The sequence below is a fragment of the Pantoea phytobeneficialis genome (genome assembly GCF_009728735.1).
GTDB classification, from domain to species: domain Bacteria; phylum Pseudomonadota; class Gammaproteobacteria; order Enterobacterales; family Enterobacteriaceae; genus Pantoea; species Pantoea phytobeneficialis.
The window spans coordinates 126865-139856 of sequence record NZ_CP024640.1; the positions used below are offsets into that span (position 1 = coordinate 126865).

The 12992-nt window shown below is 52.6% G+C and carries 10 protein-coding genes and 1 pseudogene; 3 read left to right on the forward strand and 8 right to left on the reverse strand.

Features of this window, described 5'->3' with window-relative positions; translation table 11 throughout:
- Positions 1-110: 110 nt before the first annotated feature.
- Entirely contained in the window at positions 111-1454 is a 1344-nt protein-coding gene (locus CTZ24_RS25995; RefSeq protein ID WP_021185531.1) for an MFS transporter, read from the reverse strand.
- Positions 1455-1842: 388 nt separating this feature from the next.
- Positions 1843-3792 carry a formate-dependent uric acid utilization protein AegA gene (aegA, locus tag CTZ24_RS26000; protein ID WP_208727346.1) on the reverse strand — a complete coding sequence of 650 codons (1950 nt, stop codon included), beginning with the start codon at positions 3790-3792 and terminating at the stop codon, positions 1843-1845.
- A gap of 400 nt (positions 3793-4192) precedes the next feature.
- Between aegA and CTZ24_RS26005 the strand changes: the two genes are divergently transcribed.
- The 3 genes and pseudogenes from CTZ24_RS26005 to CTZ24_RS26015 all read left to right on the forward strand — a co-directional run bounded on the left by CTZ24_RS26005 (position 4193) and on the right by CTZ24_RS26015 (position 5610).
- A complete protein-coding gene (locus tag CTZ24_RS26005; protein ID WP_208727347.1) occupies positions 4193-4516 on the forward strand; it encodes an antibiotic biosynthesis monooxygenase family protein in 324 nt (107 codons plus the stop codon).
- Positions 4509-4903 (forward strand): annotated as a pseudogene (locus CTZ24_RS26010) (amino acid-binding protein). The gene CTZ24_RS26005 and the pseudogene CTZ24_RS26010 overlap by 8 nt, the downstream one beginning before the upstream one ends.
- Positions 4900-5610, forward strand: a complete 711-nt coding sequence (locus tag CTZ24_RS26015) for an ArsR/SmtB family transcription factor (protein ID WP_208727348.1) — start codon at positions 4900-4902, stop codon at positions 5608-5610. The pseudogene CTZ24_RS26010 and the gene CTZ24_RS26015 overlap by 4 nt, the downstream one beginning before the upstream one ends.
- Positions 5611-5615: 5 nt before the next feature.
- Here the strand turns inward: CTZ24_RS26015 and CTZ24_RS26020 are convergent, their stop codons facing one another.
- The 6 genes from CTZ24_RS26020 to CTZ24_RS26045 all read right to left on the reverse strand — a co-directional run bounded on the left by CTZ24_RS26020 (position 5616) and on the right by CTZ24_RS26045 (position 12992).
- Entirely contained in the window at positions 5616-7022 is a 1407-nt protein-coding gene (locus CTZ24_RS26020; RefSeq protein WP_208727349.1) for a heavy metal sensor histidine kinase, read from the reverse strand.
- Positions 7019-7696, reverse strand: a complete 678-nt coding sequence (locus tag CTZ24_RS26025) for a heavy metal response regulator transcription factor (RefSeq protein WP_208727112.1) — start codon at positions 7694-7696, stop codon at positions 7019-7021. The genes CTZ24_RS26020 and CTZ24_RS26025 overlap by 4 nt, the downstream gene beginning before the upstream one ends.
- Before the next feature lie 66 nt (positions 7697-7762).
- On the reverse strand, positions 7763-8539 hold the full coding sequence (locus CTZ24_RS26030; protein ID WP_208727114.1) for an alpha/beta fold hydrolase: 777 nt from the start codon (positions 8537-8539) through the stop codon (positions 7763-7765).
- 105 nt (positions 8540-8644) lie between these two features.
- The gene (locus CTZ24_RS26035) at positions 8645-9730 is read right to left on the reverse strand and encodes a patatin-like phospholipase family protein (RefSeq protein ID WP_208727115.1); all 1086 of its coding nucleotides are present in this window, start codon (positions 9728-9730) and stop codon (positions 8645-8647) included.
- Positions 9727-10632, reverse strand: coding sequence for a diguanylate cyclase regulator RdcB family protein (locus CTZ24_RS26040; RefSeq protein WP_036627241.1), 906 nt, complete (start codon positions 10630-10632; stop codon positions 9727-9729). The genes CTZ24_RS26035 and CTZ24_RS26040 overlap by 4 nt, the downstream gene beginning before the upstream one ends.
- Positions 10629-12992, reverse strand: a complete 2364-nt coding sequence (locus CTZ24_RS26045; protein ID WP_208727117.1) for a dynamin family protein — start codon at positions 12990-12992, stop codon at positions 10629-10631. Before CTZ24_RS26045 ends, CTZ24_RS26040 begins: the two co-directional genes overlap by 4 nt.

Consider the following 12992-nt stretch of genomic DNA (forward strand, 5'->3'; position numbering starts at 1 on the left):
CGCCCATCTCTGTTTTGGAAATGGGCTTTTTTCTGAGGAAATAAATATGCGGGTTGTCAGGAGAAGGTTGACTGGAATCAGACCCGGCGCCATCCGTGGCACGGTAGGGCTTAAAGCGCTTTTTTCAGTTCAATACGTTTAACCGGACCAACGATGACCACAAAGCTGAAAATGGCGATGAGCGCATGGATCGCAACGAATACCAGTGCCCATTCAAAATGTCCTGTGGCTTTTACGATATAGCCAATGACAACCGGAGAAATGATGCCTGCGAAATTACCACACAAATTAAACAACCCACCGGCGACACCTGCCATCTCTTTCGGGGCGGTATCTGACATCACTGCCCATCCCAGTGCGCCAATGCCTTTGCCAAGAAAAGCCAGTGACATGAATAAGACAACCAGGTAAATCGAGTCGACATAGTTACAGAACACCATCACCATGGAGAGCAGCATGCCGAGGACAATGGGCGTTTTACGTGCGATAGACAGTGATTTTGTGATGCGTAAAATACGGTCCGAGATCACACCGCCCATCAATCCACCCAGAAATCCGCAAATTGCCGGGATGGCCGCAATAAATCCAACCGTTTTGATATCCAGACCCTTATCCATTGCCAGATAAAGTGGAAACCAGGTAATGAAAAAGAACGTCAAAACGTTGATGCAATATTGACCAAGATAAATCCCTAATAACATGCGATTAGTGACCAATTGCTTGAAGGCGCTGATATTGAATGCGGAAGCTGTCTTTGACTTGCCCTGATCCATATCCACCAGGGCGCCGCCTTCACGGATATACTCAATCTCTTCGTCATTCACGCGGGGATGGTTCAACGGATTATGGATGACTCTGGCCGCAGAGAAAGTAATGATGATACCCAACAGGCCCATAAAGATAAAAATAGATTGCCAGCCATAATTCAGTGTCAGCCAACCCATTATGGGTGCAAAAATCGCCGTCGCGAAATATTGCGCCGAATTAAAAACTGCGGCGGCGGTAGCCCTTTCTTTAGAGGGAAACCAGGCGGCGACAAAACGACTGTTTCCCGGCATGACCGGCGCCTCACACAGGCCAACCAGAAACAGGAGAACGGTGAAACAGATGATGGCAGTGGAACCGTGGAAAACTTCCACAAAACCCTGCAATAAAGTAAACACTGACCACAAACACAGGCCGCAGAGATAGATTTTTTTTGAACCGAAACGGTCCAGTAACCAGCCGCCGGGAATCTGTGCCATACAGTATGCCCAGGCGAATGCTGAGAATACCCATCCCATCTGGCCAGGGTTAATTCCCAGAGAGGTGGTCATATCTTTACCGGCAATTGCCAGCGTGGAGCGATCGCCAACACTCACGGCGGTTATGATAAAAAGAATAATAACAACATGCCACCTGACATTGGTTTTCCTGGCATGAACAACATCGCCGACTTCATTGACTTGAGCCATCTGGCACCACCTTAAACTTGATAGAATTTTAAAAATGTAAATAATGAATTGTTCAAGTCAGGGATGCCTGGAATAAATTAATTATTTACACTGGAAGAATGCAGGTCGCTTTGCACATATCAATCCTGATTTAACGTTGTTATTTATTTCTCCACCAGAAAACGATAAGGTTTACCCTGACGCAAGGCAATGTGCATTTGCATAATAAAGTTATTATTTTTTTCAGGTATTTACGGCATTTTAAAATTTGTTTGAAGTCGATCACATATTTTATAAATATTAACTGTCTGTCGGGATTTCAATTCGCCACCAGATGTGGCGAATTTAACCGTTATTATCGATATTCAGAAACAATTAATTCATATTTTGGTCGGTTGCACACCCCATCTTATATTTCCAGCCAGTCCATCATACCTTGTGCCGCATGACGACCTTCGGCCATCGCCGTCACCACCAGGTCTGCACCGCGCACCGCATCACCGCCAGCGAAAATTTGCGGATTGCTGGTCTGGTAACGGTAGGTGCTGTTAACGTTGGCGGCAATGCGGCCACGGGCATCCAGTTGAACATTCTGACTCACCAGCCAGGGCAGGGCGTGAGGATTAAAACCAAACGCCATAATCACGATATCGGCAGGCATGACAAACTCGCTTCCCTCAATCGGCACTGGCCGACGGCGGCCCGTCGCATCTTGCTCACCCGGTTGTGTGCGCAGCAGACGGATACCGCAAACCTTGCCACTGTCGTCCAGTTCCAGTTGCACCGGCTGTACGTTGAATTCAAACGCTGCCCCCTCATCATGTGCGTTTTTCACCTCCTTCCTGGAGCCAGGCATATTGGCCTCATCGCGACGATACGCACAGGTCACTTTATTCGCCCCGTGGCGTAGCGCCGTGCGCACGCAGTCCATCGCGGTATCTCCCCCTCCCAACACCACGACGTTCAGACCGGCGGTGTTGATAAATGGTTGTCCGGCAGCGGGTGGCAGCCCCATCAATTGTCTGGTATTGGCGATCAGGAAGGGGAGTGCATCGCAGACACCGGGGGCGTCTTCGTTAGGCAGGTTTGCCTTCATCGAGTTATAGGTTCCGACGCCAATAAATACGGCGTCATAGTCACTGAGCAATGTCTCCAGCGCTATATCTTTGCCAATCTCACAGTTCAACTCAAAGCGGATGCCCATAGCGCTGAAGATCTCACGCCGACGCGCCAGTAACGCTTTATCCAGTTTAAAAGAAGGAATACCAAAGGTCAGTAAACCGCCGATCTCCGGGTGGCGGTCATAAACTGTCGCGCTTACGCCGTTGCGCACCAACACATCCGCGCAGGCCAGCCCGGCTGGACCCGCGCCAATAATGGCGACGCGTTTATTCACCTGTTGCACCGTGCTTAAATCGGGCCGCCACCCCTGCGCCAGTGCCTGATCAGAGATAAATCGCTCAATATTGCCAATGGTAACTGAGCCATATTCGTCGCGAAGCGTACAGGCACCTTCACACAGGCGGTCCTGCGGGCACACGCGACCGGTGATTTCGGGCAAACAGTTGGTTTGATGTGAAAGTGCCACGGCGGCGGCGATATTGCCTGCTTTCACTTGTGCTATCCATTGCGGAATGTGGTTATGCAGGGGGCATTTCCACTCGCAAATGCTATGCTCGCCACAAGCGAGGCAGCGCTGTGCCTCACGTTGTGCCTGCTCTGCATGAAATGGCAGGTAGATTTCATCAAAGCTTTGTTGGCGCATTACCAACGGGAGTTTGTCTGCTTCTCCCCGTGGCGACGATGCTTTCATTTGCCGTACTTTGGCATGGTCAGATACAGGTGGCAGCACGGCGACCTGGTGCCAGGGTTGCGCCTCCTGACTGGCGGCACGCAGGCGGCGTGATTGCACCAGTTTGGTCAGGGTAACGTTATTCACCTGTTGCAAAGCATGCGTAGGACAATTTTGCGCACAGGCCGGCCCATCCCGGCGTTCAAGGCAGAGATCGCATTTGTGCGCGGTGGCTTTGCCAGTGGAAGTGATTAACACCTGAAGGGTGCCAAAAGGGCAGGCGATGACACAGGATTTACAGCCGATACACAGCTGCTGATTAACCTGCACGGAATCATTGACGCGGCTGATTGCGCCATTTGGACAGCTACGGGCACAGGGTGCATCTTCACAATGATGACAGGTGACAGCGTTACGCTGTTGTTGATGTTTAATCACCGTAATACGAGGAGTGAACTGCTCGGGGGTTAACGCATGTTGCTCATCATTATGAGCCATGACACAGGCGACTTCGCAGGCTCGGCATCCGATGCATTGCTGGCTGTTTGCCATCATAAAACGGTTCATGACAACCTTCCTGATACCCATTTAAATTTTATGGTTATTAAGGTTATCCGCAACACCCGCCACTGACAATGTTCATTTGCCCATATTGGTCTTTCGGTAGCAGGATATTAACGCTGCGCTCTTAGTTACAACAACCTAGTTATTTCCGTTAAAAAACGCCTTCGGTCAGCAGGAAACTTTTCCAGATTGCGAGACTGAGGGCACCTTTCGCCAGTGTCACAAACCAGTATTTTTTTGTATTCTCTTTTGTCTGTTGTAACTAATATCATCGAGAAACCGCAAAACATTGGTATTTCCTGTGTAGCTGTTTGCTATGACCACTTTCCATATTTCGGTGCCGACCGAAGCATCGCTTTCTGTCGGGCATAAACTGACGCCATCTTAATGATGGAGTGTTGAAATGATTGCGGTTCTTTTTGAAGCAGAAGCCTTACCCGCTGCCCAGGCGCGCTATTTGCAACTCGCCTCCGGGTTGAAACCCTTGCTGGCAGATGCGCCAGGGTTTATCGCCCTGGAAAGGTTTCAGAGTCTGAATAATCCCGAAAAGATACTTTCCCTGTCATGGTGGGAGGATGAGACGTCGGTGGCCCGCTGGAAAGACAATCTGATGCATCAGTCTGCCCAGGAAGAGGGTAAAAGTTCGATTTTTGCGTTTTACAGAATTCGCGTTGTCCACGTATTACGGGATTACTCGTCAGATCAGGAGTCGCTACACCATGTATGATATTCACGTTGTTCTTAAGCATACCCCCGGCTCACTGGCTGCTTTTGGTAAACTGTTGGGTAAAAATGGTGTTGGCCTGGAAGGGGGGGGGGGATGTTTGCAACCGCCGAAGAAAGGCATGCTCATTTTTTGGTTGAAGACGGTGAAAAAGCGCTTCAGGTACTGGCTGACGCAGGCTTTGACGTCAGGAACATTTGTCGTCCATTGATCAGAAAATTACGCCAGGAACGTCCCGGAGAATTGGGGGCAATTGCCGATGCAATTGCCCGTAGCGGTGTGAATATATTGGTACAGTACAGCGATCACAGTAACCGGCTTATTCTTGTCACTGACAATCATGAACGGGCCGCCGAAGCGACGCGAGAATGGGAAACACCTCCTGCATGAACCTGTTGAATATCGCATCCGATGACTTGCCGGAGAGTTCGCTGGAACAATCCATGTCAGCCGTTGCCGCCGCCATAGCTGACCCGTCGAGGGTCAGTATGCTCTGCGCATTAATGGATGGGCGCGCCTGGACCGCGACCGAACTCAGTGCGGTGGCGGGCATTGCGCCATCCACCACCAGTGGTCATCTCTCGCGGCTGCTCAGTAACGGGCTAATCCTCTGCCTGACACAAGGGCGACATCGCTATTATCGCCTTGCCGGACGCGAAATTGCCGGGCTATTGGAAACGCTGATGGGTGTGACGATAAACCCCGGCACGTCAGCGGTATCACGAACACCGCGGCATCTCCGCCATGCCAGAACCTGCTATGACCACCTCGCAGGTGAAATCGCTGTGAAGATTTACGACTTTATGCAGCAGGAAGGCTGGTTGGAACCCGGAGGTGCAGCACTGACACCTGCGGGCAAAACCCATTTTTTGCATCTGGGCGCGGTGCTGAATCCTTTATCCCGGCGTAAAGCTTGCTGTGCCTGCCTCGACTGGAGCGAAAGACGCTTTCATCTGGGAGGGGATGCCGGTGCGGCACTGCTGACGCTGTTCCGGCAAAAAGCATGGATAGCCATCACGCCCGGATATCGGGAGGTGACCTTCACCGCCAGGGGCAAAATTGCGTTACAGCGGCAGTTTGGGGTAATGAATCCGTGAATGTTTTATACGTTGTTCAGGCGTTTTGCGTCGGGGAACATCAGACCAAAACAGGTGATACCATCCCGGCTTTCAACCCAGCAGCGTCCCTGGTGCAACTGCATGATTGAGTTGACGATTGACAGTCCCAGCCCGCTGGAATGCGCCGAGTTGTTACGGGAAGGGTCAGCCCGATAAAAACGATCAAAGATCCGCTCCTGGTGTAAGGGGGCGATCGTCTCACCGTGGTTAATCACCTGGATACTCATCCCATCAGACAGAGCTTCAGCAATCAGATCAATTTTGCTTCCTGCGCGAGCGAAACGCACGGCGTTTGACAGCAGGTTTGCCAGCGCTCTACGCAACAGCATGGCATCGGCAAATACCTTACCGCTGCCGTGCGTCCGGAGGGTCACATCCCGGTCGGCGGCCAGATCTTCGAAATAGGCGCAAATCCGCGCCATCTCTGCACTGATATCGATATCGCTACACTGGATGACCTGGTCAGGTTGTTCCGCCTGCGCCAGAAACAGCATGTTGTCGATCATCCGTGACATGCGCTGTAACTCCTCAAAGTTCGACCCCAGCAGTCGCTGATAATAAGCGTTATCCCGAGTAGCACTCAGCCCGACTTCCGTCTGCCCCAGCAGAGTAGTAATGGGCGTTCGCAAGTCATGTGCCATATCGGCACTCACCTGCTTCAATTGCTGAAATCCCCGTTCCATACGTTCCAGCATGGCATTCGTCTGGTCAATTAACGTATCCAGTTCAGTCGGGACATCGTTCTTATTCAGCCGGAAGGAGAGGGTCCTGGTGCCAATCTGCGCCGTACGATCTGCTAACCTGCGCAGCGGCGAAACCCCACGACGGGCAAAAATAACCGCGAGCACCACGGATATCACCGCCATCAACGATGCGAAAAATAAAATATTATTACGATACTCGGCAAGAATATGGGTTCTGTCGCTTAACACCCGTGCTGTCAGAATCTCCAGTGGTGGCAAATTATTCGTCGAGGGGCTGATGGCGGCCATGTAAATCATCGGTGTCCCATCTGCACTGTCTGCATGATGCACCGCCTCCAGTGAGAGTTTTTGACCGGCGGCAACAGGGGTAGCGACAGGAATTGCGCGCTGCATTGGATTCACTTCCAACAACGTTGCACCGTCAACATAGCGGATTACCAGTAGCGACTCGGTGTTGCCCAGCATATTGGCAAACAGATGCGGTTTTTCGCGGATCAACTGGCGCGCGTCGAGATTTTTCAACAAGGTGCTGATTTGGTCAATGCGGGACACCAGCGCCGCGTCATCGCGCAGGGAGAGCTGATGTCGGAGTGCATAGTAAAGCGCACTGCCCATCACCGCCGATGCCACGAAAGAAAAAGCGGCCAACAACAGCGACAGGCGAAACGTGAGCGAGGCGCGCTTCATGCCTCGACCTCGCAACGGTAGCCAACACCATGCACGGTATGGATCAACCGTACCGGGAAAGGATCGTCAACTTTTTGTCGTAATCTGCGGATGGCGACATCCACCACATTGGTATCGCTGTCAAAGTTCATATCCCAGACGCGGGAAGCGAGGAATGTGCGCGAGAGCACCTGACCGGGGTGTTGCAATAAACACAGCAGCAGCTTGAACTCTTTATTGGTCAGCGTGATACGCTTACCTGCACGCTCACAGCGAAATTTCGCCACATCCAACATCAAATCCCCCAGCGACAGGACTTCTTCCGCTTCCGCTATCGGTTGACCTCGCCGTAAAATGATGCGAATCCTCGCCAGCAGTTCAGCAAAAGAGAATGGCTTAACCAGATATTCGTCGGCCCCCAGTCCTAACCCACGCAGACGATCTTCCAGCGTACCGCGTGCGCTGAGAAACAGCACCGGCGTTTGATTGTGGGCGCGCAGACGCTCCATTACCGTCCAGCCGGACATCTCCGGCAGCATGACATCCAGCAGAATCAGGTCATAAACTTCTTCCCGCGCCAGGTGAAGACCATCAATACCGTTCGCCGCCCAGTCAGCGGTGTAACCCGCTTCATTGAGGCCATTCACCAGGTAAGCTGCCGTTTTTGCTTCGTCTTCGATAATGAGGATTTTCAAACGATGGCAATCCCGTAACAAGGAGAGAAGAGGGTACGAGGCGCACCCCATTCGCGTCATTATAACTTAGTAGCCTGGGACGTGAGCGGCTTTCATAATCAGGTTGGCCACCGCGACAGGCTGTGAAATCAACGATACATGGCTGGACTTGAGTTCGATAGTTTGTGCGTGCATACGCTTCGCCATAAAGCGTTCTAAATCCGGGTTGATGGTGCGGTCTTCGGTTGATACCGCATACCAGGTTGGTTTGTCATGCCAGGCCGCCATCGTGGTTTTTGCCTGGGTGATGGCTTTACCGATCGGCTGCTGTACTGCGTAGTATGACAGGGCTTCTTTTGTCGGCAGGTCCCCGGCAAAATCATGAATGAAAGCTGATTCGGTTAACATACCATAACCGCCATTATTCCACTTCAGGCCCGCCGAGGCCGGTGCCGCCGGGTATTTTTTGGTCAGCGCCGGGTAATCTTCACCGGCTTCAGGGGCGCGGGCGGCAATATAAACCAGGCCTTTGACTTCCGGCTCATCACCCGCCTGGCTGATCACCATGCCGCCGTAAGAATGCGCCACCAGAATAACCGGGCCGTTCTGCTGTGCCAGCGCGCGTTTGACGGCGGCAACATCATTATCCAGCGAGGTTGTCGGATTTTGCACCGCCGTAACGTGCAAACCTTTCGCCTGCAATAGGGGGATCACTTTGCCCCAACTGGAACCATCGGCAAACAGGCCGTGGACCAGAACGATGTTCTTCACTTCCTGTGGTGCCGTGGTGCTATCCGCGTGAGCAGTGGCGCTACAAGCCGCCATGACCAGCGATGCGATGGCGGAGAGATGACGTAATTTCATGATTTATCCTCAAATTCAACAAAGGTGTTCATGCGCCAATCTATCCGCCTGGGACCAACAACGTGCTGACAAGAAGATGACAAAAAAATGACAAACCAGCCGTCATCACCGTCCCGATGGTTTTATCCGCGCCAGTGCATCCTGTAACCGAACCTGGCTTTCGCTATCGTGTGAGGTGCTTTCATCCCAACGCGTATGTGATGCCTTTAACTGCTGGCGCGCCTGCATGGGAGCCTTAATGCGCTCCAGTGCAGCGATCGTGTTCAGATAACCCTGCTCTCTCCACGACTGGATATTCTCTGCGCTAAAGCCCAGCAGGTCTTTCGCGCCACCCAGCGCCCCTTGATTACGGCGTAACGTGGTTCGCGGCCTGATTTCGAGGATCGTGGTGTCAGGAAATGAGTGGCGATCCCATAATGAACTGTCACTCAGATGGGTAACGATTATGCAGTTACAACCGGCTGCAACCAGCGGCGTGACCGGGGTGTTGCCCTGTACGGTGCTCCACCCGCCCATCCCGCCATCACTGTAACGCTTGCCGTTAATCTCGCGTGGTTTGAACAACAACGGCAGAGCAGCCGAAGCCAACAGCGCCTCCTTTTGCAGCGCTGTTGGCAGCGCCTGCACGAGTTGAAATTCTGAGGCATTAGTTTCACTTACCCCAACCTCAGCCAGTAAACAGCGCAGGATATCGGCAATACCCCCGTCCGTTGGATACAGAGAAACATGCAACGGAATGCCGCTCGCTAACTCGTCGGGTGCCAGAAACCGGTTCATCAAGTCCATCAGCGGCTGATCCGACAATAAGGATTCATCCTGCTGGAGAGTGCTCAGCCTGGAGACGCCCAGTTGTGCCATCAAATTGCTGACCAACCAACCCATTTTGCCTAACACCGGAGTCAGCCCCATCGACAGACCAAACTGGGTGATAAAGCGCAGATAGATCGATTTATTCAGTTGCAGAACGTTGTTGCCGCCTAAGTGTTGCCATATCTCCCGCAGGCGCGCGGCACCGGCATCCAGCGAAGGCGACGAGGCGAGAATCGCGCCATTCAGCGCACCAATACTGGCACCGGCAATCACATCCACCTGGGTACCGGATTCAGCAAGGGCGTTGACTACGCCGACCTGATACGCACCAATGGCACCACCGCCAGAGAGGGCAAGTCCTACCTTAAGTGTCTGATTCATGCGTGCTCCTTGCTAAAGACTTCATCGACCAGGGTAGCGGCAATACGTTCTGCTGAACAAATGCGTGGGATGCGCAGCGGCAATGCGGCTCCGGGTTGCGTCACTGCCCGGCACATCGGCTGACGCACATCGGTACTCCAGTCAGCCAGCCAACTGAGGGTTTCCGGCCAGTCAGGGGTTTGCAGCGTATCCTGCTGCCAGCTCAACCAGTTACGGATGTCATGGCGTGCGTGGCCATTACGGCCATAATCCTGCGCCATCTGCGTCAGCACACGATTTTTTAGCGTTTCGATCAATTGCTGACTTTGTTGCACCTCACCGTCGCGAATCACCTCGCCGAATGCTCCCCAACGCAACTCCTCCAGCGCCACGTAGCAACGACTGGCGATGGGAATGGCGGCATAACGGCCTGCGCTCCACTGAGAAAGGACGCGATCAAGATGCAACTGACCGCGCTGAACGCTGTCGATACGCTTCAGCTGTTCATCGTTGTTTGCCATCCACAGATGGACTTTGTCGGACAGTTCGAGCAGTAACTCGCGCGTATCCGCAGAATAATGGGCGATGTTGGCCGTGTCCTGCATCAGGGCATTAACCCGATCGTTCACCTGCGACACGGCGAAATTGGTTTTAGCCTGAGAAAGCGTCAATTCGGTCAACCAGGTGAGCGAAGCCTGCAATCCGTCATGCACAGCGGCATTGATCGCCTGCTGGCGTGCCGCAGACTGACCACTTATCCCCTCTTTAAGCCGCTGGAAAAAGGGACGGTTTTGCTGATGGCGCAGATGATCATCAACCACATCAAGACCGTTGGCGAAATCCACGATAAACTTTTCCGGAATACTCTCCAGTACCTGGCATGCCTGCATCTCGGGAAAACATTGTTTAAATAGCGACATCAGAAAACCATCCCCAGTTCGTCTTTTAACGCTTTCGCGTCACGCATTAACTCCGGCGTCAGTTGTTGCAGCTCCTGCAAGCAGCGGGTCAGTTGCAGCCGTTGTTGCTGATCAGCACGTTGATCCTCAGTGCTTTGGATCAGCGTATTGCGTAGTTGCTCCACCTTGCTTCTGAATTGCTCAAAGAACTGGTTGATTTCGTTGATGATCGGATTGATGATTTGCGCCTCGATGTGGCTTTCCAACTCCGCAAAATACTGATCGGTATGCGTGGTGATCTCTTCCCTTATTTTTCTGACATCCACCTCGGCTTGCACCACATCAACGCTGAATTCCTCCCAGCCCCAGTCACTGGAATCAAACCAGCCACACACGGTACCCCATACCCCATCAGCACGACGACGACGGGATTCACGGAATTTTTTGGCTTCCAGCAGATGAGCGATGCGCGTTTGCACCGCCAGATTGGCTTGTAAATGGGCAACCTCGGGGAACGCGATCGTCATCGAGAAACCCTCCTCGCCAAGGCGCGTATTGATTTGCTGCGCGATGCCTGCCACGGCAGACATGGCGTTACCCTGGAAACTCTGCTCAATGCCGGAAACAATGGCGTTCAGCCGGGTTTTTACCTCTTCTTCAATCGGGGTGAGTAACGTCTTCATCGCGTTTTCGACGTTGGTAATAAAATCTTCAGCTTGTTTGCGGCTACTGAATTTAACCATCGGCTGGCGGGGATCAAAGTCTCTGCCATCGGCATGACCCTGCGCAAAAAAGTGCATAAACGATTCGGTTGGCGAGGCAGTACGTTGCTGTCGGGGATCGCGTTCGTCCCGTAACTTACCTTCACGAAAGTAACAGGCAATCTCATCCGCCAGTTGCTGCTGCACGTCATCGAGCAACTCAACCGTTTGTTGTTCAATACGATGTTGGGAGGCCGTCACCTCCTCAGCGATAACTTGCTGGTGCGAAGTGATTGCCGCGCTGTCGGTGAGCAACGCATCAATTTGCTGCTGCAACGCTTCCACGTCAGCGTTGAGTCCCTGATGACGAACCGCGAGATAAGCGCTGACCTCTTGCGCATTTTGCACCAGCCTGGCCACCGCAGAATCGACGGCCAGCGCGGCAGCTTTGTTATGTGCTGCCTGAACCACTTCGGTAATCAATTGTTCCAACAAAGATTCCTGCCAGATGTCTTCAGCAAGGCTCAACGTTTGCGCCCGGTCAGCGAGTTTTTCCTTCCAGCGACGTCCGTAAGCCAGTTGGGCAAAATCGGCCACCCACTCTTCACTGGCCGAGAGTGAGCCGCCACGGTTGAGTGTACTTCTGGCACGGTTTGCCAGGTAAGCATGACGCGCCGACCCCGGATAAACCCGTTCAGCGCTCACCACATGATCATCAAACATCAACGGCACCCGGCGTTTCACCGTTGCTTCATCATCGCTGTGGCGGTCTTGCTGATCAAACTTATTCACCAACACAAAAAGACGTCCCGCCGCGGTGGCGGTGAACGCATTCAACTCGTTGCGTACTTCCTGGTCGGCCAGCGAATTTAATTGTGTGTAATCCAGCACCGCCAGCACCGCTGAAGCCTTTTGCAACTGCTCGCGCATCATCGCCTGGATATGCGGTTGACCCGCCTCATTAGGGCCTGGGGTATCCAGCAGGGTGAGGGTGCCCTGGCTGTCATCCATACCTGTTAAATGGCTAAATTCCACCTCAATCAGCGGTAATTCGTGGAATTCATTAAACGCGTCAAAAGGAAAAGTCACGTTCAGCTCACCGGACAAACGCACCAGATCATTCAGATGGTTCAGGAAGGAAAAGATGGCCTCTTCCCCTTGATAATTGTCCTGTAGCCAGTGCTGATCGCGGATAACATTGAGCAGCCTGCTCTTCTCGTCATCTTTCATCAGGCCGAATAGGCCTTTTCTCGCTTTATCACCAGCGGTTTTTTCCTTTAACTCAGCCAGCAGCGACCGCAGCACCTCAGTGTTACGCACGGTTAAATCCGGGGTAATCTTACCTGGCACATGACGGATCAGGGTCGGTACGGACGTCATTGGCGTATTACGGTTAGGCAGAATTTCTTTGCCAACAATCGCGTTAATGGTGGTGGATTTACCGGCTTTCATGGTGCCGACAATCGCCAACACCATCTCTCTTTGGGCGATTTTTTGTTGTTCCCCGGCCAGTTCTTCTCTCTTCTTCGCCGCTTGCTGGCGATCAAATAACTGTTCCAGGTCACCCTGTTTTGTCTCTGGCAGCATTTGAGGTTCATCGGTCATCTTGTGCAACAGATCAATATTCAGTTGCAACAAGCGACTGGCTTCATCACAAAGCAGAGCGATGGTGGTTTCGTGCAT

What these genes read in the sequence shown, in the direction of transcription:
- CTZ24_RS25995 (WP_021185531.1), bottom strand. Translation starts at nt 1,454, where the DNA reads ATGGCTCAAGTCAATGAAGTCGGCGATGTTGTTCATGCCAGGAAAACC.
- aegA (WP_208727346.1), bottom strand. Translation starts at nt 3,792, where the DNA reads ATGAACCGTTTTATGATGGCAAACAGCCAGCAATGCATCGGATGCCGA.
- CTZ24_RS26005 (WP_208727347.1), top strand. Translation starts at nt 4,193, where the DNA reads ATGATTGCGGTTCTTTTTGAAGCAGAAGCCTTACCCGCTGCCCAGGCG.
- CTZ24_RS26015 (WP_208727348.1), top strand. Translation starts at nt 4,900, where the DNA reads ATGAACCTGTTGAATATCGCATCCGATGACTTGCCGGAGAGTTCGCTG.
- CTZ24_RS26020 (WP_208727349.1), bottom strand. Translation starts at nt 7,022, where the DNA reads ATGAAGCGCGCCTCGCTCACGTTTCGCCTGTCGCTGTTGTTGGCCGCT.
- CTZ24_RS26030 (WP_208727114.1), bottom strand. Translation starts at nt 8,539, where the DNA reads ATGAAATTACGTCATCTCTCCGCCATCGCATCGCTGGTCATGGCGGCT.
- CTZ24_RS26035 (WP_208727115.1), bottom strand. Translation starts at nt 9,730, where the DNA reads ATGAATCAGACACTTAAGGTAGGACTTGCCCTCTCTGGCGGTGGTGCC.
- CTZ24_RS26045 (WP_208727117.1), bottom strand. Translation starts at nt 12,992, where the DNA reads ATGCACGAAACCACCATCGCTCTGCTTTGTGATGAAGCCAGTCGCTTG.